This is a genomic window from Pseudomonas graminis (assembly GCF_013201545.1).
In the GTDB taxonomy this organism is placed as follows: Bacteria; Pseudomonadota; Gammaproteobacteria; order Pseudomonadales; family Pseudomonadaceae; genus Aquipseudomonas.
In genome coordinates this window covers 1,534,475-1,560,173 of record NZ_CP053746.1, presented here as the reverse complement: position 1 = coordinate 1,560,173, position 25,699 = coordinate 1,534,475, and the positions used below count along the sequence as shown (strand labels likewise).

The 25,699-nt window shown below is 60.2% G+C and carries 22 protein-coding genes and 2 pseudogenes; 14 read left to right on the top strand and 10 right to left on the bottom strand.

Features of this window, described 5'->3' with window-relative positions; translation table 11 throughout:
* Positions 1–20: 20 nt before the first annotated feature.
* Positions 21–950 (top strand): zinc ABC transporter substrate-binding protein, encoded by a 930-nt coding sequence (locus FX982_RS07130; RefSeq protein ID WP_172610140.1) that lies wholly within the window; start codon positions 21–23, stop codon positions 948–950.
* 96 nt (positions 951–1,046) lie between these two features.
* Here FX982_RS07130 and FX982_RS07125 read toward each other — a convergent pair whose 3' ends face one another.
* Both FX982_RS07125 and FX982_RS07120 read right to left on the bottom strand, forming a co-directional pair.
* Positions 1,047–1,997 (bottom strand): homoserine kinase, encoded by a 951-nt coding sequence (locus FX982_RS07125; protein WP_172610139.1) that lies wholly within the window; start codon positions 1,995–1,997, stop codon positions 1,047–1,049.
* Between the two features lie 34 nt (positions 1,998–2,031).
* Positions 2,032–2,322, bottom strand: coding sequence for a DUF2782 domain-containing protein (locus FX982_RS07120; protein WP_172610138.1), 291 nt, complete (start codon positions 2,320–2,322; stop codon positions 2,032–2,034).
* A 74-nt stretch (positions 2,323–2,396) separates the two neighbouring features.
* Here FX982_RS07120 and polA point away from each other — a divergent pair, with 74 nt between their 5' ends.
* Complete coding sequence (polA, locus tag FX982_RS07115; RefSeq protein WP_172610137.1) at positions 2,397–5,162, top strand: DNA polymerase I; 2,766 nt, start codon at positions 2,397–2,399, stop codon at positions 5,160–5,162.
* 236 nt (positions 5,163–5,398) lie between these two features.
* Here polA and yihA read toward each other — a convergent pair whose 3' ends face one another.
* Complete coding sequence (yihA, locus tag FX982_RS07110) at positions 5,399–6,034, bottom strand: ribosome biogenesis GTP-binding protein YihA/YsxC (RefSeq protein WP_065987940.1); 636 nt, start codon at positions 6,032–6,034, stop codon at positions 5,399–5,401.
* A gap of 235 nt (positions 6,035–6,269) precedes the next feature.
* On the opposite strand from yihA, the gene FX982_RS07105 reads away from it, so the two are divergent.
* From FX982_RS07105 to FX982_RS07080, 6 genes are all read left to right on the top strand, one after another.
* A complete protein-coding gene (locus FX982_RS07105) occupies positions 6,270–6,887 on the top strand; it encodes a c-type cytochrome (protein WP_172610136.1) in 618 nt (205 codons plus the stop codon).
* Positions 6,888–7,078: 191 nt separating this feature from the next.
* The gene (locus FX982_RS07100) at positions 7,079–7,720 is read left to right on the top strand and encodes a thiol:disulfide interchange protein DsbA/DsbL (protein WP_108121293.1); all 642 of its coding nucleotides are present in this window, start codon (positions 7,079–7,081) and stop codon (positions 7,718–7,720) included.
* 51 nt (positions 7,721–7,771) lie between these two features.
* Positions 7,772–8,611 (top strand): endonuclease/exonuclease/phosphatase family protein, encoded by an 840-nt coding sequence (locus FX982_RS07095; protein WP_254074913.1) that lies wholly within the window; start codon positions 7,772–7,774, stop codon positions 8,609–8,611.
* Positions 8,608–10,677 carry a GGDEF domain-containing protein gene (locus FX982_RS07090; protein WP_172610134.1) on the top strand — a complete coding sequence of 690 codons (2,070 nt, stop codon included), beginning with the start codon at positions 8,608–8,610 and terminating at the stop codon, positions 10,675–10,677. Before FX982_RS07095 ends, FX982_RS07090 begins: the two co-directional genes overlap by 4 nt.
* Before the next feature lie 99 nt (positions 10,678–10,776).
* Entirely contained in the window at positions 10,777–11,553 is a 777-nt protein-coding gene (locus tag FX982_RS07085) for an N-acetylmuramoyl-L-alanine amidase (RefSeq protein ID WP_172610133.1), read from the top strand.
* Positions 11,554–11,645: 92 nt separating this feature from the next.
* Positions 11,646–13,265, top strand: coding sequence for an EAL domain-containing protein (locus FX982_RS07080; protein WP_172610132.1), 1,620 nt, complete (start codon positions 11,646–11,648; stop codon positions 13,263–13,265).
* Positions 13,266–13,280: 15 nt separating this feature from the next.
* Here FX982_RS07080 and FX982_RS24725 read toward each other — a convergent pair.
* From FX982_RS24725 to algB, 3 genes and pseudogenes are all read right to left on the bottom strand, one after another.
* Positions 13,281–13,541 (bottom strand): annotated as a pseudogene (locus FX982_RS24725) (sensor histidine kinase); the annotation flags it as partial.
* 125 nt (positions 13,542–13,666) lie between these two features.
* Positions 13,667–15,068 (bottom strand): annotated as a pseudogene (locus FX982_RS07075) (KinB sensor domain-containing domain); the annotation flags it as partial.
* A 10-nt stretch (positions 15,069–15,078) separates the two neighbouring features.
* On the bottom strand, positions 15,079–16,425 hold the full coding sequence (algB, locus tag FX982_RS07070) for a sigma-54-dependent response regulator transcription factor AlgB (RefSeq protein ID WP_037017110.1): 1,347 nt from the start codon (positions 16,423–16,425) through the stop codon (positions 15,079–15,081).
* Positions 16,426–16,679: 254 nt separating this feature from the next.
* Here algB and FX982_RS07065 point away from each other — a divergent pair, with 254 nt between their 5' ends.
* The 6 genes from FX982_RS07065 (at position 16,680) to FX982_RS07040 (ending at position 22,178) form a co-directional block, all read left to right on the top strand.
* Positions 16,680–17,534: a BON domain-containing protein gene (locus FX982_RS07065; RefSeq protein WP_172610130.1), complete on the top strand. Its 855-nt coding sequence runs from the start codon at positions 16,680–16,682 to the stop codon at positions 17,532–17,534.
* A gap of 271 nt (positions 17,535–17,805) precedes the next feature.
* Positions 17,806–18,090 carry a hypothetical protein gene (locus FX982_RS07060; RefSeq protein WP_122623681.1) on the top strand — a complete coding sequence of 95 codons (285 nt, stop codon included), beginning with the start codon at positions 17,806–17,808 and terminating at the stop codon, positions 18,088–18,090.
* A gap of 88 nt (positions 18,091–18,178) precedes the next feature.
* The gene (locus FX982_RS07055) at positions 18,179–18,343 is read left to right on the top strand and encodes a DUF1328 domain-containing protein (protein WP_002555679.1); all 165 of its coding nucleotides are present in this window, start codon (positions 18,179–18,181) and stop codon (positions 18,341–18,343) included.
* Between the two features lie 2 nt (positions 18,344–18,345).
* Positions 18,346–18,813, top strand: a complete 468-nt coding sequence (locus FX982_RS07050) for an inhibitor of vertebrate lysozyme family protein (RefSeq protein WP_122623682.1) — start codon at positions 18,346–18,348, stop codon at positions 18,811–18,813.
* Between the two features lie 698 nt (positions 18,814–19,511).
* Complete coding sequence (gene gltP / locus FX982_RS07045; RefSeq protein WP_122534326.1) at positions 19,512–20,843, top strand: glutamate/aspartate:proton symporter GltP; 1,332 nt, start codon at positions 19,512–19,514, stop codon at positions 20,841–20,843.
* A 96-nt stretch (positions 20,844–20,939) separates the two neighbouring features.
* Complete coding sequence (locus FX982_RS07040) at positions 20,940–22,178, top strand: nucleoside recognition domain-containing protein (RefSeq protein WP_172610129.1); 1,239 nt, start codon at positions 20,940–20,942, stop codon at positions 22,176–22,178.
* On the opposite strand, the gene FX982_RS07035 is transcribed toward FX982_RS07040, so the two are convergent.
* From FX982_RS07035 to FX982_RS07020, 4 genes are read right to left on the bottom strand one after another with little or no spacing between them, the layout of a single operon-like run.
* Positions 22,151–22,789, bottom strand: a complete 639-nt coding sequence (locus FX982_RS07035; RefSeq protein WP_172610128.1) for an ABC-type transport auxiliary lipoprotein family protein — start codon at positions 22,787–22,789, stop codon at positions 22,151–22,153. The two genes, FX982_RS07040 and FX982_RS07035, sit on opposite strands and share 28 nt — an antisense overlap.
* Positions 22,786–23,724, bottom strand: a complete 939-nt coding sequence (locus FX982_RS07030; protein ID WP_172612997.1) for an MlaD family protein — start codon at positions 23,722–23,724, stop codon at positions 22,786–22,788. The genes FX982_RS07035 and FX982_RS07030 overlap by 4 nt, the downstream gene beginning before the upstream one ends.
* Complete coding sequence (locus FX982_RS07025; RefSeq protein WP_172610127.1) at positions 23,724–24,530, bottom strand: ABC transporter ATP-binding protein; 807 nt, start codon at positions 24,528–24,530, stop codon at positions 23,724–23,726. Before FX982_RS07025 ends, FX982_RS07030 begins: the two co-directional genes overlap by 1 nt.
* A complete protein-coding gene (locus FX982_RS07020; RefSeq protein ID WP_172610126.1) occupies positions 24,527–25,696 on the bottom strand; it encodes an ABC transporter permease in 1,170 nt (389 codons plus the stop codon). Before FX982_RS07020 ends, FX982_RS07025 begins: the two co-directional genes overlap by 4 nt.
* Between the last annotated feature and the right edge of the window lie 3 nt (positions 25,697–25,699).

Here is a 25,699-nt window from a genome sequence, read left to right as displayed (position 1 = left end):
ACCCGTTCCTGCCCCCATGAGTGGTTATCGTGTCCCGACTTTTTTTACTTTTTGTCGTATTTATTACTGGGTTTTCAACCGTCACTGCCGCCGATGCCAGCGTGCGCGTACTGACCAGCATAAAGCCGCTGCAGCTGATTGCCGCCGCGGTGCAGGACGGAATCGCGGTGCCGGAAGTCCTGCTTCCGCCGGGCGCATCCCCTCATAACTACGCGCTACGGCCGTCCGACGTACGGCGCGTACAGGAAGCCGATTTGCTCTACTGGATTGGCCCGGACATGGAGACGTTCCTGCCACGCGTGTTGTCCGGGCGCAGCAAAGCCTCGGTCCCGGTCGAGTCGTTGCCCGGCATGCACCTGCGTCATTTTACCGCCAACGCCGAGCATCACGATGATGACGAAGACGAGCATGACCACGACCACCGCCCGGGCAGCGTCGATGCGCATTTGTGGCTGTCTTCGGTCAATGCTCGGGTGATTACGGCAAAGATGGCCGCTGACTTGAGCCAGGCCGATCCCGCCAATGCCGCGCGTTATGAGAGCAACGCGAAGGCCTTCGACGCACGCCTTGACGCGCTGGACGCCAAAATCAAACAGCGCGTCGCCGGGATTTCGAGCAAGCAGTATTTCGTGTTCCACGAGGCGTTTGATTATTTCGAAGAGGCGTATGGGTTGAAGCATGCGGGCGTCTTTGCCGTCAGCAGCGAGGTTCAGCCGGGTGCTCAGCACGTCGCCGCCATGCGCGCGCGGTTGACCGAATTCGGCAAGACCTGCGTGTTCAGCGAGCCCCCCCTTCGCCCGCGTCTGGCCGACACGTTGAGTGCGGGTTTGCCGGTCAAGCTGGCCGAGCTGGACGGGTTGGGCGGCTACACACCCGCCACCGCCCAGGGTTACGAGCAATTGCTGAGCAAGCTGGCGGATGATCTGGCAGGGTGTCTGGAAGGTTTGTAAGCTCTGGACCAACGCCTTCGTGAGCAAGCTCACTCCCACATGGACGGTGCTGTGTGGGAGTAAATGGAGTGGCGCTCCAGCCTTGCTTCTCGACTTTTACAACGCAAACGGCAACGGAATATGTGTTTCCTGGCGCTGTTCCAGGCGTTTGCGGAATTCGTCCGGATCATGGATCAGCACGTCCTGCCCGGCGAAGGTTTCGGCGGCGATCAGGCGTGACAGCCAGAAGCGCACGCAACCCACGCGCAGCATCGTCGACCACAGCTCGGCTTCGGCGGCGGTGAACGGCCTCAGCGCGGCATAGGCACCCAGAAAAGCACGGGCGCGCGGCCCATCGATGGTGCCATCCTCAAACGAGCACCAGTCATTCACCGCAATCGCCACGTCGTACAGCATCGGCCCGGAACAAGCATTGTAGAAATCGATCACGCCCGTCAGGTGAGTGCCTTCGAACAGCGTGTTGTCGCGGAACAGGTCGGCGTGCAGGTTGGCCCGCGGCAGCGCCATGATGCTCGCCTTGCGCCGCTGAATTTCCTCTACAGCCTTGGTCAGCAGCGCGCCCTGCGCTTCGTCCAGGTGGGAGATGAAATTACCGCCCTCCTCCAGCATCCAGTCCAGACCACGGTCGGTTTTGCGTTCGATGGTCTGGCTGCGTGTGGCCATGTGCATGTGCGCCATGAATTCGCCGATCTGCACGCAGTGCTGAGTATTGGGCTCAGCCGGGTGCTTGCCGGACAGGCGCGGTTGCAGCAGCGCCGGCTTGCCTTTCAGCTCGCGCAGGGCCTGGCCGTCGGTGGTGCGCAGTGCGTAGGGCACAGGCAGATTGGCGTCGTGGAGGACATCCAGCAATTCAATGAAAAACGGCATCTCCTGAACCGGGCCGCGCTCGACCAGAGTCAGCACGAACTCGCCTTGCTCAAGGCTGATGAAGAAATTGGTGTTTTCACTTCCAGCGGCGATGCCCTGAAAATCACGCAGGGCGCCAAGCCCGTACGGGGCGAGAAAAGCTTCCAGCTCGGGCCGAGCCAGGGGAGTAAAAACGGACATAGAAGACTGCCAGCAAGAGAGTGAATGTAGGGCGTTACCAGCTGAATAGTACCCATTGGGGTATCAGCATGTCCGGTTGATCCGAACGGATGAATTGACCACTTGTGCCGTCGGCCCGCACCAGATAATACGGCTTGCCGTGTTTGGGCGTGATCTTCACGGCGTACACGAATCCGTTCGCACGATACTCCTTGATGAAGCCGTCGCTGTCCTGACGGATGATCACGCCAGGCTCTGCCGATGGCGCTTCGTCATCCGCCGCGACCGCCAGCCACGGACAGGCAATCAACCCGCCGAGCAGTAACAGGCGATTCAGCGCGCGCATGATAACCTTGTCCCTTTGTCGTCAACGGTCCGCGCATTCTAGCGCCGACCCCGCCGAAAAGGTTGATCTTGCACATGAGTCTTGCGCCCCTCGTCCTGGTGGACGGTTCTTCTTATCTTTACCGCGCGTTCCATGCGCTGCCGCCGCTCATGACCTCCAAAGGCCTGCCCACCGGTGCGGTCAAGGGCGTGCTGAACATGCTTAAAAGCCTGCGCAGGCAATATCCCGAAAGCCCGTTTGCCGTGGTTTTCGATGCCAAGGGCGGAACGTTCCGCGACGCGCTGTACGGCGAGTACAAAGCCAACCGCCCCAGCATGCCGGACGACATGCGGGTGCAGATCGACTTCTTGCACAACTGCGTGCGAGGCCTCGGCTACCCACTGTTGTGCGTTGAAGGCGTAGAGGCCGATGACGTGATCGGCACATTGGCGCGCAGCAGCGCGGCCGCGGATCGTCCGGTGGTCATCTCCACCGGTGACAAAGACATGGCCCAGTTGGTCGACGGCCACATCACCCTGGTCAATACCATGACCGGCAGTGTGCTGGACGTCGCCGGCGTAAAAGAAAAGTTCGGCGTCGGCCCGGAACACATCATCGATTACCTCGCCTTGATGGGCGACAAAGTCGACAACATCCCCGGTGTCCCGGGTGTCGGTGAGAAAACCGCAGCGGGCCTGCTGGTGGGCATCAACGGTGGCCTGAAAGAGCTCTACGCGAACCTCGACAAAGTGGCAACGCTGCCGCTTCGGGGTGCCAAATCCCTGCCGGCCAAGCTCGAAGAGCACAAGGAGATGGCCTTCCTGTCCTACGAGCTGGCAACCATCAAGATCGACGTACCGCTGGACATCGAGCTCGACGCTTTGCACTGCGGCGAGCCAGATCGTGAAGCGCTGATGGCGCTGTACACCGAGCTGGAATTCAAGAGCTGGATCACCGATCTGCAGCGTGACGCCCGCCAGGAAGGTGCTGAAGTTATTCCCGCTGCCGAGCCCGCGCCCGTCATCGAGGCCAGGTACGAACTCATTCTTGAGCAGACCCAATTCGACGACTGGCTGAAAAAGCTCGAAGCCGCGCAGCTGTTCGCCTTCGTGGTGCAGAGCAACGGCACTGATGCCCAGCGTGCGCAGATCGTCGGCCTGTCGTTTGCGATCAAGACCCACGAAGCTTGTTATATCCCGCTCACCCATTCCTATATGGGCGTGCAGCAGCAACTGGACCGCGAAGCGGTGCTGAAAGCGGTCAAGCCCATGCTGGAGGACGCGAGCAAAATCAAGGTCGGCCAGCACGCCAAGTTCGCGATTAACCTGCTGGCCAACTGTGCCATCGATGGCGACCAGAGCCAAGGCATCAACGTGCAGGGCATCAAGTTCGACACGATGCTCGAATCCTACGTGCTCGACTCCACTGCGACGCGTCACGACCGTGACAGCCTGGTCGCCAAGTACCTGGACCACACACCGGTGAATTTCCAGGACATCGCGGGCAAAGGTGCGAAACAGCTGAGTTTCGACCAGATCGCGCTGGAGCAGGCTGGTACCTATGCAGCTGAGGAGGCCGACCTGACGTTGCGCCTTCACGAAGTGCTGCAGGACAGACTGGCCAAAACGCCGAGTCTGGCCCCGGTCCTGAACGACATAGAGATGCCGCTCATGCCTGTCTTGGCGCGGATCGAGCGTCAAGGCGCGCTGGTCGATGCCAACCTGCTCGGCAATCAGAGCGTCGAGCTGGGCAACAAGATGACCGAGCTTGAGCGCGAAGCTTTCGCCATCGCCGGTGAGGAGTTCAATCTCGGCTCGCCCAAGCAGCTCGGTGTGATTCTCTACGAAAAGCTCGGCATGCCGATCATCAGCAAGACCGCCACCGGCCAGCCGTCCACGGCTGAAGCGGTGCTCGCGGAACTGGCCGAGCAAGAATATCCGCTGCCGAAAGTGCTGATGCAGTACCGCTCGATGAGCAAACTGAAGAGCACGTACACCGATCGCCTCCCGGAGCAGATAAATCCGCGCACCGGGCGAATCCACACCTCCTACCATCAGGCGGTGGCGGTGACCGGCCGTCTATCCTCCAGTGACCCGAACCTGCAGAACATACCCATCCGCACCGCCGAGGGCCGTCGCATTCGCCAGGCGTTTGTCGCCCCTCAAGGCTACAAGCTGCTGGCGGCGGACTACTCGCAGATCGAGCTGCGGATCATGGCGCATCTGGCCAAGGACGAAGGTTTGCTGCATGCCTTCCGCAACGACCTGGATGTGCATCGGGCGACCGCGGGCGAGGTATTTGGTGTCGAACTGCCGGACGTGACCAACGACATGCGCCGCAGCGCCAAGGCGATCAATTTCGGGCTGATTTACGGCATGAGCGCGTTCGGGCTGGCCAAGCAAATTGGTGTCGATCGCAAGCAGTCCCAGGCGTACGTGGATCGCTATTTCGCGCGCTATCCCGGCGTACTGAATTACATGGAGCGCACCCGTGCACAGGCGGCGGAACAAGGGTACGTCGAGACCATCTTCGGCCGTCGCCTTTACCTGCCGGACATCAACGCAAAGAATCAGGCGCTGCGCAAAGGTGCCGAACGCATGGCGATCAACGCGCCGATGCAAGGTACGGCGGCTGACATCATCAAGCGGGCGATGGTGGCGGTGAACGGCTGGCTGGATGCGTCAGGTCTGGATGCTCGCGTCATCCTGCAGGTTCACGATGAACTGGTGCTGGAGGTGCGTGAAGATCTGGTCGAGCAGATCAGCAAAGACATCCGCGTGCACATGAGCGGCGCGGCCGAGCTGGATGTTCCGCTGCTGGTCGAAGTGGGTGTCGGGAACAACTGGGACGAGGCGCATTAACAACGTTGTCGTTCCGATTCTGCGCAGGATCAGAGCCGCTATCTCATTAAATTTCCGCCGGTTTTGAACTTCGGCGGACAAAACCCGGTCTGAGTTTGCGAATGGCTGACGTAGCCATTCATGCTCCTATGTTGTGTTAAGTGTTGGCAGATATCCGGACCCCTCCCGAGAGGTCTGGACTTGTACCCCGAACTTCCCCTCCCCACATGAAGTCCGGGGTTTTTTTTGCCTGCGATTCAGGCCGCCGGTGCCTTGTCTTCCAGTTCCATCCAGTCGGCCAGCACGGTGTAAGCCTCTTCCAGGCCCATGCGCTTGGGTGCCGAGAACAGCTGGATGGTGATTGCGTCACCCCAACCGCGATGTATTTCCGACTGGACTTTGAGCAGCGTGTTTTTCGCCGCGCCAAAGGTCAGCTTGTCAGCTTTGGTCAGCAGAATATGCATCGGCATACCACTGGCGATCGCCCAGTCGAGCATCAGAAGGTCGAAGTCGGTCATCGGGTGGCGGATGTCCATCATCAGGATCAACCCCTTCAGACTTTCACGGCCGCCGAGGTAGGCTTCGAGGTGGCGCTGCCAGTGCAGCTTCAGCGGAATCGGCACCTTCGCGTAACCGTAGCCGGGCAAGTCGACCAGACGGCGGTCGTCGTCCAGGCTGAAAAAGTTCAGCAGCTGGGTACGGCCGGGGGTTTTCGACGTGCGCGCCAGGCTGGCGTGAGTCAGGGTGTTCAGCGCGCTGGATTTACCGGCGTTGGAGCGGCCGGCGAATGCGACTTCAAAGCCTTCGTCATCCGGGCATTGGTCGACTTTGGCAGCGCTGAGCATGAACTTGGCTTGTTGGCACAGGCCGAGAATAGGGTTCTTGAGTTGCATGGGATATCCGGTGAGGGCGTTGCGACGTGCGCGGCAACGGGGTGTCTTTTTCCGTTCAATGGGCGCGAGTATATAATGCCGCGGGTTTTCATGTGTGCCTTGTCCTGCCCCCGCAAGGGTGTTGCCGACGCGAGAACCCGCCTGGCCTGTGCACTGAAACGTCCAAAAAACGGGCCGCTTCCTCTCAAGACAGCCCATCATGAGGGCCGCACTTTCAGCCGCATCGGATCAACCCATGAACGCATTTCTGTCGAGCCTGCTGTTGACCCTGAGCCTGAATGGCTTCGTGCAGGCCGCTGACTCGCCAGCGGGCGATCCGGTCGCCGGCCAGGCGAAAACAGCGGTTTGCGGCGCTTGCCATGGCCCTGACGGCAATAGCCTGGTCCCCATCTTCCCGAAGCTCGCCAGCCAGGGTGAGCGCTATCTGCTCAACCAACTGCACGACATCAAGGACGGCAAGCGGGTCGTGTTGGAAATGACTGGCGTGCTCAATCCGCTCACCGATCAGGAATTGGCCGACATCGCCGCTTATTACGCCGGCCAGAAAGGCAGCGTCGGCACAGCCGATCCCGATCTCGTCTCGCTTGGTGAAGCGCTGTTTCGCTTTGGCAAGCTCGATCAGGGCATGCCGGCCTGCACCGGCTGCCACTCTCCAGACGGTGCGGGGATTGCAACGGCAGGTTTTCCGCACCTGAGTGGGCAGCACGCCGAATACATCAAGAAACAGCTCACGGCGTTCCGCGAAGGTGATCGCAGCAACGACGGCGACACGCGGGTCATGCGCACCATTGCCGCGAAACTGAGCAACAAGGATATCGAAGCGCTCGCGGCTTACATTCAAGGCCTCCATTGAGCGTCGGGACCGCGATACTGACGGACACGGTTAGTAAAACAAATTGCCGACAGAGCTGCCCGGACGGGCCAAAAAGGGTAGCGAACGGCTGCCCTTTTTTACGGCCGCAGGCGTTACACTTGCGAACTCATATCACCTCGGCCGGTCGAACTGCGGCCACCGAAGTGACCTTCCATGCCCAGGAGTTAAGCATGCGTAATCTGATTCTCAGCGCCGCTCTGATTTTTACCAGCCTGTTCGGTCTGACCGCTCAAGCAGCAGAGCCCATCGAAGCCGGCAAGCAATACGTCGAGCTGAAAAGCGCTGTTCCTGTTTCCGAGCCGGGCAAGATCGAAGTCGTCGAAATGTTCTGGTATGGCTGCCCGCACTGCTACGCCTTCGAGCCGGTCATCAATCCATGGGTCGAGAAACTTCCCGCTGACGTCCACTTCATTCGCGTTCCCGCCATGTTCGGCGGCCCTTGGGACGCTCACGGCCAGCTATTCATTACCCTCGACACCATGGGCGTAGAGAAGAAAGTCCACACCGCCGTGTTCGACGCCATTCAAAAAGGCGGCAAGCGTCTGACTGACCCGAATGACATGGCCGAATTCGTCGCCACCCAGGGCGTCGACAAGACCAAGTTCCTTGAAACCTTCAATTCGTTCGCTGTGAAGGGCAAGATCGCTCAATACAAGGAACTGGCCAAGAAGTACGAGATTACTGGCGTCCCAACCATGATCGTCAACGGCAAGTACCGCTTTGACCTCGGCACTGCTGGTGGTCCTGAGCAAGCGCTGCAAGTGGCTGATCAGCTGATTGCCAAAGAACGCGCAACGCTGACCGCCAAGTAAGCGCTGACCATGGCGCGCTGGGGAACTACTGAACGGGTCGTTGCCCGGCACATGCCGAAGGTCAACGAGCATCATCTTCACGAGACAGGCCTGCCGGCCGACGGTCGGCTTCGCCTGCTCAGCTTCAATATCCAGGTAGGTAACAGCACCGAACGCTACCGGCATTACCTGACCAGGGGTTGGCAGCATCTGCTGCCCCACAATGGCAGAGCCGGGAATCTTCAGAAGATCGGCGATCTGCTGCGCGACTATGATCTGGTCGCCTTGCAGGAAGCCGACGGCGGCAGTATGCGCTCGGGCTATATCAACCAGGTTGAACACCTTGCCCAGCTCGGTTCGTTTCCGTACTGGCATCAGCAACTCAATCGAAACCTCGGACGTCTCGCCCAGCACAGCAATGGCGTGCTCAGCCGCTTGCGCCCGTGGGACATCGAAGACCATCCGCTGCCAGGCCCGGCCGGGCGCGGCGCCATTCTCGTTCGCTTCGGCGAAGGTCCGGACGCGCTGGTTGTGGTGGTCATGCACCTGGCACTGGGTGCACGCACTCGCACGCGACAGCTCGCCTACATTCGCGAGCTGATTGGCGGCTATCGCCATCAGGTGCTGATGGGCGACATGAACACCCACGCCAATGACCTGCTGCAAACGTCTCCACTGCGAGATCTCGGCCTGCTTGCACCGCAGGTTGAGGCGACTTTCCCCAGTTGGCGTCCCCAGCGATGCCTGGACCACATCCTCCTGAGCCCGACCCTGACCCTTGAAAAAGTGCAGGTGCTCGCTCATCCCATTTCCGATCATCTGCCCGTCGCGGTGGAGATTCGCTTGCCGGCCTCATTAATCGGTGACTCGCTGCCGATAACAAGCACATCTCCTCGCGGACCTGTGGAATGACCGACGAAGCGCAGCGCTGGAAAGAGAAGTACCTCAAGAGCATCGAGCAGCAAGACAAACTGGAGCGGCGCTGGAACGCGCGGCTCGACTTGCTGCGTCGAGGCCTTGTGCGCAGCAGTCTGGCGGCCGAAGGTGCCGACAAGGCGGTTGATGCGTGCATGAAGGAAATGCGCGAGATCGTTCGCAAGGACGACATGGACGCAGGCCTTGCCGCTCTGATTCCGCGCCTTGAAAAGGCGGTGCTGGACTCCGAGCAGCGTCGCGAGCAGCGCGTCGAGCAAATGGGCACGGCGTTGACGTCGCTGGTCGCGCAGTTGCAGGCGTTGCCGCTGCCCAAAGACGTCAGCAAGCCGCTCAAGCGATTCGCCAAGAGTCTTGAAGATCGCATTACCCAAGCCCGTGAGCTGCCGTTGTTATTGAGCGAGTTGAGCGGACTTCAGGGGCAGGCGCTATCGCAGATCGAACACCCGGATGAAGCGTCGCGCCCGGGTTTTCTCCAGCGATTGTTCGGCAGTCACCGTGAGGCTGACGGCGAGGGTGATGTGCCGCACTCAGTTAGCGAGCCGGGCGGGATTCAAGGTTCTGATGAAACGCCTCAGCATTCAGCCGCCGTGCCCGAAGCTGCCCCAGAGAACACCGAGCTGGAGGCTGAACTTCGCAACGCCGTCCCGCCGGTTCCCCAGCCTGCCGCCGAAGAGCCCGAGCGCTCCATCTCGACGCCCCACTCGGAAGTTGCAGGCCAGCCGGTAATGCCCGAGCCCGAGTCCGAGCCGGCCCAGCCAGACGAAGAACCCGAGGCGCCGCTCCACACCGGTCACATGCCACAGGCCTCCGCCGGCGAGTCTCCACACGACGAAGCATTCGAGCCTGCGGCTGAAGCGCCCGCTCCGGATCATGAAGAGACTGCTGAAGCAGTTGTTATTGCCGACGACATCGAAATGGTCGCTGAAGACAATGCGCCTGACGAGACCGCTGCAGAAGAAGACAGCCCCTATGCGCTGCCCCCTTCGCCCGAGCCCAGTTACAGCTCCGTTGCCGCCCACATCGAAGAAACCCTGCTAGGGCTTCTCGATGAGCTGACGCTGCCCGAACACCATCGTCCGCAAGCCGAAGCCATGCGCGTCCGGCTTGAGCATGGGCTGAACTGGTACGAACTCCTGCCGATCCTCGACGATCTCGCCGTGCTGATGCTTGCTATCACCGACAGCGGCCAGCACGAATTCGAGGCTTATCTCAAGCAGCTCAACGAGCGCCTTGAGTCGTTTCAGAGCGGCTTGCTGGCTGCCAGCGAAGACCACGCCGATCAGCATTCGGCGTCACGTCAACTGGACCATCAATTGCGTGAACACGTCGACGATCTGCAAACCAGTGTGCAGCAGGCGGCCGATCTGGACAGCCTGAAGCACGTGTTGGAAAGCCGTCTCGAAGGGCTGATTGGCACCATGGATCATCATCAGCAGCAACGCGATCAGCGCGAACAGGAAGTCGCCACCCGCCTGCAAGCCCTCTCCAGCCGCGTGGCAACAATGGAGCAGGAAGCGCTGGGCTTCCGGGTTCATCTGGAAGAACAACGGCAGAAGGCGCTGATCGACACACTGACAGGCCTGCCGAACCGCGCGGCGTGGAACGAGCGGCTGGAGCATGAGATCGATCAGTTGCAGAGGAAGCGTTCAAGCCTGCTGCTCGGCATTCTCGACCTGGATCACTTCAAGCGCATCAATGACGGTTACGGCCATCTGGCGGGCGACAAGGTCTTGAAGATCATCGCCGGTCAGCTGCGAAAGCGGTTACGGGCTTCGGATTTCATTGCGCGTTTCGGCGGAGAAGAGTTCGTGATCCTGCTGCCGACCACGCCGATGGATGAGGGGCTGGCGCTGTTGGAGCGTCTGCGCGAGGGCATCGAACAATGCCCGTTTCACTTCAAGGGCGAGCGGGTGACGGTCACGGTGTCCATGGGCATCACGCTGTTCGCTCCGGGTGAGCGCAGTGATGTGGTGCTCAAACGTGCGGATCAGGCGCTGTACCGCGCCAAGCACGAAGGACGTAACCGTATCGAGCAGGGTTGAACGCTTCGTCTGGTTGGCTGCGTAGGCTTGATGCATTTTTGAATGCGCCGCCGACGTTACGTTACACTGTTGCATTATTTGCCTACACGTCGTGCCGCCATGAAGTCTATTTCCGCCCTGTTTCTGTTGTTGCTGCTGACCGCTTGCAGCAGCGGTCCGAAGATCGACACCAGCCACCCTTCCGTCAATTTCGACAGCCGCGTGCAGTTCGTGGTGGTTCATTACACCTCTGCTTCCCTCGACCGGTCGCTGGCCTTGCTGACCCACGGTGAGGTCAGCGCGCACTACCTGATCGGCGACGGTCCGGCCACCACCTACAAGCTGGTCGACGAATCCCAGCGCGCATGGCACGCCGGTGAAAGCGAATGGGACGGGCGCACCTGGCTCAACTCAAGCAGCATCGGCATCGAGATCGTCAATCCGGGCTATCGCGACACGCCTACGGGTCGGCTTTGGTATCCGTACAGCGAAGCGCAGATTCAGGCGCTGATCGTTCTGCTCAAAGACATCGTTAAACGCAACCACATCGAACCCCGTCACGTCATTGGTCACAGCGACATCGCGCCGTTGCGCAAGCTCGATCCGGGACCGTTGTTCCCGTGGAAGCGGCTGGCCCAGGAAGGCCTGGGCATCTGGCCGGATGAACAGCAGGTGGCACAGCGTCAAACCCAGTTGATGGGCGTCGTGCCAAATATCGTGTGGTTCCAGCAGCAACTGGCGCTGCTGGGTTACCCGACGCCGCAGACCGGTGAGCTGGACATCGCAACACGTCACACACTGGCTGCGTTTCAGATGCACTATCGACCACAAAAATTTGACGGTGAGCCGGATCTGCAAAGTGCAGCTATGCTGCAAGTACTTAACTTCAGGCACTAAATTCCGCTAATTGCCGGTTTTTTTCGGACTATTTCTGCGCTTGTTGCTATACCTCAGTGGTTATGGAAATCCCACCATCTGGATGACTGCCGATGTTCACGGCGACGCCGCGACTGCGCTCTTTACTTTATCGTCCCTGGCTTCTGGCATTAGTGGCCGCGCTGTTAAGCGCGGCCGTCTTGCTGGCGGGCAGCTTTGGGCTGGCGATGCATCAGGCCCGACAGGACGAACGTGCGCAAATGAATGCACAGGGCGAGCGCTTTCTGGTGCGACTGGAGCAATTATTCGGTCAGTTGAGGGCCGGGCTCGATCAACTTGAAGCGCAGCCGTTGCGCGGTTGCAGCCCCGCAATGATCGAGCAGTTACGTCAGGTGAACTCGCGCTACCGTTTTATCTACGAAGTGGCGTACGTCAGCGACAGTCAGTTCTGTTCAAGCTGGACGCGGCAGAGCCTGATTGGCAAGCCCAGGCCGCCGGACATTCGCGGCCCCACTTATGATTACTGGCTGAATACCTCCACCCAGCCTGACGACAACCTGGCTTCACTGATGCTCGGGCGCGGGGAGTTTCGTGTTTCCACTTCCCGCGGCCATTTGACTGACGTCGTTGACCTGCCGGTGGGCGGTAGTCTGGTGGTGGTGCTAGATCGTGGCTCCAAGGCAGTCCCGGTCCTGGGCCCGCCTCAGACATGGCCGCCCACGCCGGACTGGTCGCCGACCTCCACCGAAACGCTGATGTCCACCCAGGACAAACTCGTCTACCGGATGCCGACCCAGAGCCCGGAATATCAACTGGTCCTGATTACCCCGCGCAGTGCCTTGCAACAGAAGATCACCGGTGCGTGGTGGCTGTTGGTCCCGGCCAGCCTGTTGATTTCGTTGTTCATCGGCATTCTCGTCCTGCAACTGGTGCGTCAACGGCAGTCATTGGGCGGTGAGCTGCACGGGGCATTGCGCCGTGGCGAGCTGAAGGTTTTGTATCAGCCGATTTTCGACCTCAACACGCGGCTGTGCGTGGGCGCCGAGGCCTTGGTGCGCTGGCGGCGACCGGACGGCACGTTGACCAGTCCTGACCTCTTTATTCCGCTGGCGGAAAACACCGGGCAGATCCGTCAGATCACCGATTTCGTGCTCCAGCAATTGCTGGAGCAGCTCGGCCAGCTTTTACGCGCCAATCCGCACCTGTACGTGTCAGTCAATCTGGCAGCGTGCGATGTCATGGCCCCACGCATCGGCCGAGTGACGGCGAAGCTGCTGGCGTTACACCGGGTGGCGCCTCGGCAGATTGCGTTTGAAGTGACCGAACGCGGTCTCGTGGACGTGGTAGTCGCGCGCAATCATCTTCAGGCGCTGCGCGATCGGGGTCATCAGGTGTTGATCGATGATTTCGGCACCGGCTATTGCAGCCTCGCCTATCTGCAGACGCTGCCGGTGGACTGTTTGAAAATCGACAAGGCGTTTATTGACGCCCTCGGCCACGATGCCGCCAGCAGTGGCGTGGCGCCGCATATCATTCGGATGGCCCATGCGCTGCAACTGCGGGTGATCGCCGAGGGCATCGAGTTCGAGTCGCAGGCGATGCTGCTGAAAAGCGAAGGGGTAATTTATGGTCAGGGCTGGCTGTTCGCCCGCCCGCTGAGCGCGACCAAATTTACCGAACTGGTGACCGGTGGCAGACGCAGCGCCGGGCGGCGTGCGGATGATGTCGCGTAGCCCACCAGTGCTGTTCTAGAGCGGAAGGGCCATATAGAACTGCGTGCCCTGCCCCGGTCGGGAGTAGACGCCCATTCGCCCGCTATGCAATTGAACGATCTCCTTGCACAGGGCCAGCCCCAGGCCTGCACCGCCTTTCTTGCGGCCGACCTGCACGAATGGCTCGAAGATCCGGGCTTGCTGGCCGTAGGCAATGCCTTCGCCGTTGTCTTCCACGCTGATGATCAACCGCTCGCCATGACGCCGCGCCTGCAAGCGGATCAGGCCGGATTTCGGGGTATGGCGCAGGGCGTTATCAAGCAGGTTGTCGAGCACGCGGTCGAGCTGAGCCTTGTCGGCCTGCACCCGTGGCAGTGGTTCTTGGGTTTCCAGCAGCACCATGACGTCCTGATCGTGGGCGGTATCGGCAAAGCGCTGACGCGCCGCTTCGAGCAACTCGTTGATGTCACAGGGCTCCAGCGTCAGCTTCTGCAGTCCGTTCTGATACCGCGAGAAGTTGAGCAAGTCGTTGATCAACTGCATCAGGCGCTGCATTTCTTCGTTGACGGTGTCGAGCAGGTCCTTCTCACGCGAGTCCGGCGGGAAATGCACGCGTTCCTGGAGTAGACCGAAGGCCATGTGCATGCCGGTGACGGGCGTGCGCAACTCGTGGGAAGCGCGCAGCACGAACTCGCTGCGCACGCGTTCGAATGCCCGCTGCTCGGTGACGTCATGCAGCACCATCACAGCGCCGACAATGTGCCCTTTGGTGTGGCTGACCGGAGTGAGGCTGTAGGTGAGCAGGCGGACTTCGCCGTCGATCTCGATGGAGAGGTCATCAGGTGCCCGTTCCAGCGTACCGCCGCGCAATACCAGATACAGCTGCTCGTCCAGCTCGGGGCGCTCCAATGCTTCGCCAAGCCCTTGGCCCAGGCGACTTTCTTCCCAGCCCAACTGTCGTTGCGCGACCGGGTTCAGGTGTTCAAGCCGCCCTTGGCGATCAATCATCAAGAGACCGTCGTCGATACTGTCCAGCACTGCTTGCAACCGCTGCTGGCCAGCGAGCAGTTCATCGACATTGGTTTTCTGATGCTGGCGCAACGCATCGGCCATCATCCCAAAGCGGTGGGTGAGCAAATTCATTTCGTCCGATGAGGACGTGGGCAACGTTACGTCGAAATCCCCCTGGGCAATCCGGTCCGCCGCTTTGGCCAGCTGTTCGATAGGACCGCCGAAACGCCGGGCGATGCCGTGGGCGGTGACGAAGCCGATAACCAGCACCGCCAGCCCCACCAGCCCCAGCAGTGCTGAAACCCAGAGCGCTCGCGACCTTGAGGCGCTCTCCGCCTGACTGATGTTCTCAAGCGCTTGCCGATGAGCGTCGAGCAGGCCATTGCGCAACGTGTTGAACGCCTCTGTCACGGCCTCATCGTCGCGGATCGCCTCACCATGTTCGCTGGATTGCTCGATGGTTTTGACGAAGCGGGCGTAGTTCACCCGAGCCGTTTCGAACCCGCTCGGAACGCCGGTCTGCTGGTCATGATCAATGCCCTGATCGAGCAGATTCTGAAACGCTTCCTGATTGCCTTTGATCGCCACCTGATCGGGGCTGTCCTTGAGCATCATCACCAGTTGGTCGCCCAGGTTCTGACGCAGCTTCAGGCCAATATCGAGGGTGATGAAGTTATGCCGAATCGACGACTCCTGAGATTTTGCCATCTGCATGACGCTGACGAGCCCCAGCACCAAGCCCAGCAGGGCAACGGTGATAAGGGCGGAAATACTCAGGAAGAGTCGGGTGCGCAACTTCATCGCAAACATCATCGGCGCCCTGTCACAGGTTGTACTGCTTGCGTTTTCGGTACAGCGTGGAGGCGTCGATGCCCAGCGTGCGTGCGGCCTGATCCAGCGTATCGCTGGTCGCCAGTACCGCGCCGATGTGGGCTTTCTCCAGCTCGTCAAGGCTCAGCGCTGCGCCCACACGTGGGGCATTGTTGACCGGTTGTTCGGCCATACCCAGATGCGTGATTTCGACTTTTTCCTGCGGGCAGATAATGCTCGCCCGCTCGATGACGTTACGCAGTTCACGGATGTTGCCGGGCCAGCGGTAGTTGAGCAGCGCACTGCGCGCCTGTTCGCTGAAGCCACGCGCCGGGCGGCTGTACTCCTTGACGAATCGGGCCAGAAAGCGGTCCGCTAGCGTCAGGATGTCTTCGCTCCTTTCCCGTAGAGGCGGCAGGTTCAGGGTGATGACGTTCAGGCGATACAACAGGTCCTCGCGGAACCGTCCTTCGCGGACCATGTCTTCGAGGTTCAGGTTGGTCGCCGCCAAAATGCGCACGTCGGCGCGACGGGTGACCGGGTCACCGACGCGTTCGTATTCCTTGTCCTGGATGAAGCGCAGCAGTTTTGGCTGCAGCGTGAGCGGGAAGTCGCCGATTTCATCAAGGAACAATGTACCGCCGTCCGCTTGATTCACTCGCCCCAGCGTGCTTTCGCTGGCGCCGGTGAAGGCGCCACGGCTATGGCCGAACAATTCGCTTTCCATCAGCTCGGCAGTGAGCGACGGGCAGTTGATGGTCACGCAGGCCTTCTTGGCGCGCTTGCTCCAGCCGTGAATCGCTCGCGCCAATTCACCTTTACCCGTACCGGATTCGCCGAGGATAAGGATGTTCGCGTCGGTGTTGGCAACCTGGCGGGCTGTTTCCAGGATCGCCATCATCGACGGGCTGTGGGAATCCAGGCCGTCTTTTGGTTTGCGTACTTCGCCTTCGAGGGCTTCGAGTCGCGCCGACAATTGGCGGACTTCGAGCTGCTTGGCGGTGGCGAGGCGCAGTTGATCCGGGCTACAGGGCTTGACCAGGTAGTCGGCAGCGCCGGCCTGAATCGCGTCCACTGCGGTGTCGACCGCCGAGTGCGCAGTCACAATTACCACTCGCATCCACGGCGCCTGCACGCGCATTTGCGCCAGAACATCCAGCCCGTTGTCCTCACCCAGACGCAAATCCAGGAAACACACGTCGAATACCTGACGCTGCAACAGCGCCTCTGCCTGCGCTGCGCTGTTGGCGGTGGCTACGCTGTAGCCTTCATCTTCCAGGCAGTAGCGGAAGGTGCGAAGGATGGCGGATTCATCATCCACGAGCAGAATACGGCCCTGATTCTCAGCGGCTGCTTCCATTTTTCCTACGCTCCTCAATGAATAGTCTGTGTTAGTCCCGGAAACATCGGGCAAGTTGCATGGTTCATTCTGATTGATTCTTTGCGCTGCATGGTAGCGATCTTCTGAAAAAGCCGTCGTGTGCTGATCCGTGGCAGCTCACTTGCCTATCCGTCGGCTCGAATCCTCGCGCGCGCAAAATCAGGCCGCGCCGAACATCTGGGCCAAAGACCAGTCTGTCCAGAGGTACCTTTTGCAATTGTCTGGAGATTCCCATGCCCCCGTTGAAGAAGATCGCCCTGGCCATGACCACCGCCAGCCTGCTTGGACTGACCCCCGTCATCGCCCAGGCCGCCGCCGCCGATCTGCCGACCCAACTGGCCGAAGCGCGCCAGGAGGGGTCGATCTGGACCGCCTTTGCCCTGAATCGGCATTTGAGTCCCTTCAAGATCAGCGTGGACGTGGAACAAGGCACTGCCATCCTCAAGGGCAAGGTCGAGAACCAGGTCGACAAGGATCTGGCGTCGCAGATAGCGGGCGACATACAGGGGATCAACAAGGTCGACAACCGGCTTGAGATTGACCCGCAGGTCGCTGCCGATCCGGGCACTAAAGCCACTATGGCCCAGCGTTTCGATGATGCGACGCTGACCGCAACCATTAAATCCAAGCTGCTGTGGAACAGCGTGACCGAGGCATTGAACATCGATGTCAGCGCCGCTCAGGGTGTCGTCACCCTCAAAGGGCAGGCGAAAGACGCAGATGCCAAGCAGCTGGCCGGAAGCCTGGCCACCAATACGGACGGCGTAACGGAGGTGAACAACCTCATCAGCGTCAGTGCGCGCGATACACAGGCCATCAAAGAGCAGAGCGAACTTCAGGCCAATGCCGTTCGCGAGGAATTCAGCGATGCATGGATCACCAGCAAGGTGAAATCCAGCCTTATATATAGCCGCACCCTCGATGGCTTGAACATCAAGGTCGACACCAAGAACGGTGTAGTCACGCTGGACGGTGTGGTGGCTAACTACGCCGAGAAGGAACTGGCGGTCGAGATCGCGCGCAACATTCGCGGGGTTAAAGGCGTCGATGCCGACACCCTGCGCGTTACAGCGCGCAGCGCGGGCTAGAGCGTTACATGGCGGTCGGACAAGGTTTTCAGATCGGTATTCGCACCTGAAATGAATTCGGCCGCTAACGTGATGTCCGCCCATTCGTGCATTCCGCACGATGACAAATGTTCAATCGTGCAGCTTGCGTGTACGACACTTCTGAATTATCTATATAAGCTATTGATTTATAAGGATAAAAACGTTCGCAGAAAGCTGGCACACAGCGTGCAATATTCCTGATAACAAAGGCCTGAACAGACGGCCGACAAGATTGCCAGGAGTCAGCTGAATGAACGCTCAACATCTCGCCAACAAACTCCGTATCTCTCCTCTGCATTTGCAGCAGGTCTTGTTTGCCAGTCTGGCGCTGATGATTACGCTCATTGTTGTGCAGCAGTTCAATCACTGGAATCAGAATCAGGAAGTGACTCAGGTTCACTACTCCCACGCTCACACCGCACCTTTTGCCAAGGCAAGTGCGCTGAAAGCCTCGGACGTCGCCTTGAGCATGCAAGTTGATGATGCGGCCGCTACTCCTGATGAAGCGCCACGTCAGCAAAGCTGGGTTTTCTGATCCTCCGGGTCGAAGACGCGATCTACCCCGAGGGTCATCCCGACGCCTCGACGTAGCAAAAAATCAATAAACAGTAAGGAGATTCACCATGTTGAGCTGGGCAATCACATTTCTGATCATCGCTATCGTTGCAGCCGTCCTTGGTTTTGGTGGTATCGCAGGTACTGCTACCGGCATTGCCAAGATCCTGTTCGTGGTCTTCCTGGTCATGTTCGTGGTGTCGTTCTTCTTTGGCCGTCGCGGCCGAGGCTGAATATGGGCTTGAAGCATCTCCATGCACTGACGCTGGCGCTCCTGGGGAGCGCCAGCGTCACAGCTATGGCGGCCAACGACGGTCAGTCTCGAGCGAACGAGCTATTAAGTTCGAATGCTGAGTACCGCGAGACGTGGTCGAGCGTAGTGAAGAAGGAAGAGCGATTGCCCGATTGGGTGATCAATCTGTCCGGCGCCGCGGAGCAGATGAATGCCGTGACTGAGGACGGTGACAAGTATCTGGTAGGGCCGCTCTGCGAAACCCAGGACACTTGCCGCAACAAGCGACTCATCGTGGCGTTCAGTCTGGACAGGTCCCATGCGTACGCCATGTTGGTCGAAGTGCCAGCGGGACTTCCCGCAGACAAATCCCCGACGCGCCATGCGGATTACCGGTTTTTGGGCAAGCCGGACGAAGGCATGCAAGGCCTTCTGAAAGAACAGCTCAAGAAAGATCCTAACTGGTACTGATTTGAATGATGGGAGACCTGTCCCTGACAGACCTTCCTGATAGGCGCGCAGCCCGAAGACGGTGCGCGTATGACCAAGGGGCCGGGGCGTTGCGATCAAGGGAGTGATTGAAGCGTCCTAGGAGTACAGGGAGTACTCCCCATGTGGGCCGGGTCAGGCAAGCCGCATTGCAAGTCCATCGTCCGATAGAGCTTCAACCTTTATCCGGCAGTGGACTTGCGAGGCGCAAATGATCGCTATTTTCTTCAACGTCTCTGTATCTCATAAGTCCTACATACCCCCTTCTACGTTTCCTACGACCGTATATCGCCAAAAATTCCTCGTGCAAATGGCTTGTCGGCCATCCTTGACCGATCTGTCACTCTGCCATCGCGCCTTGCGTAAATCTGCTACAGGCGACGTTTTAGCCACTTCTCAGCATTCCAGTGTCGAGCGAATTCGCCCTGTTTTGGCGCGCTTCACTGTAAGTGATTGATTTGCATCATGCCGATTCGGCATAGGGTAGTCGTTTACGGCATTAGACGATGCAAGTCACCGTGGGAATAGTTGCGCCTTTTTCGCCTGCTCAGAGCTCGGATGCTCGCCTGCGGCCACTTACGAGACAGTCCTGACGGCGACCGCGGTATCACGCTTGCTACCAAGCGCAATGATGAACGTGTGGTTGGGGGATGTCCCGGCAATGACAACAAGGTAATGACATGAAGAAGGCAAAACTGAGCCTCGCCTGGCAGATCCTCATCGGCCTGGTCCTGGGTATCGCCATTGGCGCCGTCCTCAACCACTTCAGCGCCGAGAAAGCCTGGTGGATCAGCAACATCCTGCAGCCGGCGGGCGACATCTTCATCCGCCTGATCAAAATGATCGTTATCCCGATTGTGATCTCGTCCCTGGTCGTCGGCATCGCAGGCGTCGGCGACGCCAAGAAGCTGGGCCGCATCGGTCTGAAGACCATCCTCTATTTTGAAGTCGTCACCACGATTGCCATCGTCGTAGGTCTGTTGCTGGCCAATGTCTTCCATCCCGGCACCGGCATCGACATGAGCACGCTGGGCACGGTGGACATCTCTCAGTACGAAAAGACGACCTCCGAAGTGCAGCATGACCATGCCTTTGTCGCGACGATCCTCAACCTCATCCCGTCGAACATCTTTGCCGCTGTTGCTCGTGGCGACATGCTGCCGATCATCTTCTTCTCGGTGTTCTTCGGTCTGGGCCTGTCGAGCCTGAACGCGGAAGTGCGTGATCCACTGGTGAAGGTCTTTCAGGGCGTTTCAGAGACCATGTTCAAGGTCACCCACATGATCATGAACTACGCCCCGATTGGCGTGTTCGCCCTGATCGCCGTGACCGTTGCCAACTTCGGCTTTGCCTCATTGCTGCCATTGGCCAAGCTGGTGATTCTGGTGTACGTCGCCATCGCCTTCTTTGCCTTCGTGGTGCTGGGCCTGATTGCGCGGCTGTTTGGTTTTTCAGTCCTCAAGCTGATGCGCATCTTCAAAGATGAATTGGTGCTGGCCTACTCCACCGCCAGTTCCGAAACCGTGCTGCCGCGCGTGATCGAGAAGATGGAAGCGTACGGGGCGCCGAAAGCCATCAGCAGCTTCGTGGTGCCGACCGGCTACTCGTTCAACCTCGACGGTTCGACGCTGTACCAAAGCATCGCAGCGCTGTTCATCGCGCAGCTGTATGGCATTGATCTGTCCATCGGCCAGCAGTTGATGTTGGTGCTGACCCTGATGGTGACGTCCAAGGGCATCGCCGGTGTGCCGGGCGTGTCATTTGTCGTGCTGCTGGCAACCCTGGGCAGCGTGGGCATTCCGCTGGAAGGCCTGGCGTTCATCGCTGGCGTCGACCGCATCATGGACATGGCGCGCACCGCGTTGAACGTGATCGGCAACGCGCTTGCGGTATTGGTGATCTCGCGCTGGGAAGGCATGTACGACGACGCCAAGGGCGAGCGCTACTGGAACTCCCTGCCGCACTGGCGTGGCAAGGACCCTCTGCCGGCGGGTCAATCGACGGTCGAGTAATCACTATAGAGCGTGAATCATCAAACCCTGGCCCGGCCGGGGTTTGTTGTTTCTGCCCCCGCCGTTATCATCGCCGCATCTTGCGAGGGGATTTGTATGCTGAACGGCCTATGGCTTGGGTTTTTCGTGGTCGCGGCAATATCTGCGCTGGCGCAGTGGCTGGTCGGGGGCAATGCCGGCGTTTTTGCCGCCATGGTCGAGAGCATCTTCGCCATGGCCAAGCTGTCGGTGGAAGTCATGGTGCTGTTGTTCGGCACCCTGACCCTGTGGCTGGGCTTTCTCAACATCGCCGAGAAGGCCGGCATCGTCGACTGGCTGGGCAAAGTCCTGGCGCCGCTCTTTCATCGCCTGATGCCCGAAGTGCCGCGCGGCCACCCGGCGCTGGGCCTGATCACCCTCAACTTCGCCGCCAACGCACTGGGCCTGGATAACGCCGCCACACCCATCGGCCTCAAAGCCATGCGATCGCTGCAAGAGCTCAATCCCAGCAAGACCATCGCCAGTAACGCGCAGATCCTCTTTCTGGTGCTCAATGCCTCTTCGCTGACGCTGCTACCAGTGACCATCTTCATGTACCGCGCCCAGCAAGGTGCCGCCGATCCCACCATGGTGTTCCTGCCGATCCTGCTCGCCACCAGCGCCTCGACACTGGTCGGTCTGCTGTCGGTCGCCTTTATGCAGCGCCTCAAGTTGTGGGACCCGGTGGTGCTTGCTTATCTGATTCCCGGCGCGTTGCTGCTGGGCGGGTTCATGGCGGTACTGGCCGGGCTGTCCGCCGCTGCGCTGTCGAGTCTGTCGTCAGTGCTGGGCAACGTGACGCTGTTCGGCATCATCATGCTGTTCCTGGTGATTGGCGTGCTGCGCAAGGTCAAGGTGTACGAAACTTTTGTCGAAGGCGCCAAAGAAGGCTTCGACGTCGCCAAGAACCTGCTGCCCTATCTGGTCGCGATGCTCTGCGCCGTGGGCGTGCTGCGAGCGTCGGGCGCGCTGGATCTGATTCTTGAGGGGATTCGACACGGGATTCAGTGGTTGGGCATGGACACGCGCTTTGTCGACGCGCTGCCGACTGCACTGGTCAAGCCGTTCTCCGGCAGCGCGGCGCGGGCGATGCTGATCGAAACCATGAAGACCCAAGGCGTCGACAGCTTCCCGGCCCTCGTCGCGGCGACGATTCAAGGCAGCACCGAAACCACGTTCTACGTCCTGGCGGTGTACTTCGGCGCCGTGGGCATCCAGCGCGCACGACACGCCGTGGGCTGCGCGCTGCTGGCGGAATTCGCCGGTGTGGTTGCGGCGATTGCTGTCTGCTACTGGTTCTTCGGCGCGGCGGTGTAACGCTTCTCGCCCTGCTCAACGGTCCATTGCAGCACTTGGGCGGCCAGCGTATCGCTGGCCTGACCGAACGCCGAAACCACCGCTGGCACCTGCTTGTCAGCCACCGGCTGATGCACTTCAAAGCGCCGGCTCGCCACAATCCGCTGGCGATCGTCGGCCAGCCGCGCATCAAGGCGGATCACCACTTCAATGGCGGTTCCCCGGTACTCGCTCTGGAACGCCTGCAACTCCCCGCCCAGTTCAAAATCAGCCTGCAGATTACTGTCATCGGTGCTGATCGACTGCACCCGCCCATCGCGATAAAAGGCGTCGGTCAGGCGGTTTCGCAGCAGAACCGGCGCGGGATCACTCCAGCGCGCGCCCTTGTAGCTGCTAATGACATTGCCCTCGGGTATGACGGCGATATGCGGACTGTCCAGCGCCTCGCTGGATTTCGGCCGGACTACCCTCAACGACCACGACACGGGCGACGTCCCTTTGCTGACGGTCGATGCTGTCGGCAAACGGTAGACGTCCGACGGCGCCTGCTCCGGGAGTATCGAACAGGCGCCGAGGGACAACAGGGCTGCCGCCAACAACACGCGAGGGACGGACTGACCGAAAAGCCTCATGGCTCGAACTCCTTATTCTTTTCGTTACCCAGCAAGTAGCCGCTCGGGTTGGCATTCAGGCTGCGGGAAATGGTTTTCAACGAGCTGAGGGTTTCACGCAGCTCGCGAATCGCCGGGCCCAGTTCGCCCAGGCCTTGCAGGCCATCATTCACCGAATTCTGATTGTTCTTGAGCAGCGTATTGATGGTCTGGCTGCTCTGTTCCAGAGACTTCATCGCCTGCTGCGCACTGGCGATGGTTTGCCTGCCATCGCTGGTCAGCAATTGGTTGGCGTTGCGCATCAGCGTAGAGGTTTGCTCCAGGGTCGCGCCGGCCTGCTTGCTCAGCAGTGTCATCTGCTTCAAGGCCTGACGAATGTCGTCGCGCTGATCGGAGATCGCGCCCGTGGTCTGCTCCAGGTGTTGCATCGTGCGCGACAGCGTCTCCACGTTCTCGGAAGAAAACATCGCGTTGGCGTTGTGCAGCAGTGCGGTGCTGCCGCTGAGCAAGTCGTCACTGTCGTTCAGCAGCCGCGAAATAGGCGACGGCGAGGCAATGATGACTGGCAGGTTGCCGCCCTCGCCCTTCAGCGCTTCGCTTTGCGGTGTACCTCCACTGAGCTGGATCAGCGAGGTGCCAGTGATGCCGGCCAGTGCCAGTTTTGCGAAGGTGTCGCGCTTGATCGGGGTTTCGCCGGCAACGCGGATCTGCGCCAGCACGCGGCGCGGGTCCTGGGGGTCGAGGCGCAACTGAACGACGTCGCCGACCTTGATCCCGCTGTACTGCACCGGACTGCCGCGAGACAGACCGGTGACCGCCTCGTTGAAGACAACTTGGTAGTCCTTGAACGCCGAGTCGGCGCTGGATTTTGCCAGCCACAGACCAAACAGCAGCGCGGCAGCGACCACGATGACCGTGAACAGGCCGATCAGAACGTGATGGGCGCGGGTTTCCATCATGAGACCTCGTGTGGGTGGGTGGCCGCCGAATAGGCCGAGCGGCCGCGCGGGCCATGAAAGTATTCGTGAATCCAGGCGTCCCTGGTCGCCGACACCCTGTCGATGGTGTCGGCAACCAGCACGCGCTTCTGCGCCAGCACGGCGACGCGGTCGGTGATTGTATAAAGCGTGTCGAGGTCGTGGGTGACCATGAATACGCTCAGTCCCAAGGCGTCGCGCAGGGTCAGGATCAACTGGTCAAACGCGCCGGCGCCAATCGGATCGAGCCCGGCAGTGGGCTCGTCCAGAAACAGGATGTCCGGATCCAGCGCCAGTGCTCGCGCCAGCGCCGCGCGCTTGATCATGCCGCCGGAGAGCGACGCGGGGTATTTATGCGCCGCCGACAACGGCAGTCCGGCCAACGCCATTTTGATTCCGGCCAGATGCTCGGCCTCGTCGCGGCTCAGCCCGGCGTGTTCGATCAGCGGCAGCGCAACGTTCTCCGTGATGGTCAGCGAGGAGAAGAGCGCGCCCTTCTGAAACAGCACCCCGAAACGCCGTTCCACCTGAGAGCGCGCTTTGTCGGACAGATTCAGCAAATCCTGACCCAGGACGCGGACACTGCCCGAGGCAGGTCTTTGCAGCCCGACAATGCTGCGCAGCAACACCGACTTGCCTGCGCCGGAGCCGCCCACCACCCCGAGGATCTCCCCGCGATACAGGTCCAGATCGAGATTCTCATGCACGACTTGCGGGCCAAAGCGATTGCTCAAGCCGCGGACCTCAATCACCTTCTCGCCGGGTTGTACGCAACGGCGGGTCACCAGCCGATCTCCATGCAGAACATCGCGACCAGGGCATCCAGCACGATGACCACAAAAATGGACTGCACCACGCTCGATGTCGTGTGAGCCCCAACGGACTCAGCGCTGCCCTCGACCTTGAAGCCTTCCAGGCAACCGATCGCGGCAATAAAGAACGCAAAAATGGGCGCCTTAGCGATGCCGACGAGAAAGTGCTGCACGCCGATGTCGGCCTGCATCAACGACAGAAACATCGCCGGCGAGATGCCCAGCGACAGAGCGCAGACCACGCCGCCACCGACGATGCCGCAGATCATCGCGAGAAAGGTCAGCATGGGCAGCGAGATAAGCAACGCGATCACGCGAGGCAATACCAGCAGCTCTGTTGGACTCAGTCCCAAGGTTTGCAGCGCATCCAGCTCTTCGTTGGCTTTCATCGAGCCGATCTGCGCAGTGAAGGCGCTGGCCGTACGACCGGCCAGCAGGATGGCAGTCAGCAGCACGGCGAACTCCCGCAGGAACGAGAAGCCGATCAGGTCAACGGTAAAAATCGTCGCGCCAAAGGCCTTCAGCACCGTGGCACCGAGGAAGGCCACTACGGCGCCAACCATGAACGTCAGCAGCGCCACAATGGGCGCGGCGTCCAGGCCGATTTGCTCGATGTGGGCGATGACGGACGTGGTGCGCCAGCGTTTGGGGCGAAACAGGGTGGACGCGAAGGTCTGCAGGATGAGCCCGATAAAGCCGAGCAGCTGCAGCGTGTCCTTCCAGATCACCTCCACCGCCGCGCCAATTCGCGACAGCAGCTGCATGCCCACGGCCGCTTCAGGCTCTCGGACGGGCTGGCAATAGTCAGCCAGTGCGCTCTGGATGGTCTGCATCAGCGCGCGGCTGGATTCCGGCAGGTTGGGCGCTTGCACCGCCAGCAAACGCAGGCGCTGTACGCCGAGCAGTTCCACGAGCAGCGACGCACCGGCGGTATCGAGGGCGCCGAGTTCGTCCATGTCCACGAGGGTGGCTGGACCGAATCCGGCGCTCAGCGCATCGGTCTGGCGCTTGAGTTCGCGGTAATGGGCAAGCGTCCAGTCTCCGGCAATCCGCAGTTGCACGGGATTGATCGAAGTGTCCAGTAAGACGCGTCCTGGAACCTTGGGCGCGGAGGAAGCCTGGGTGGTCAGTGGGGTCATAGC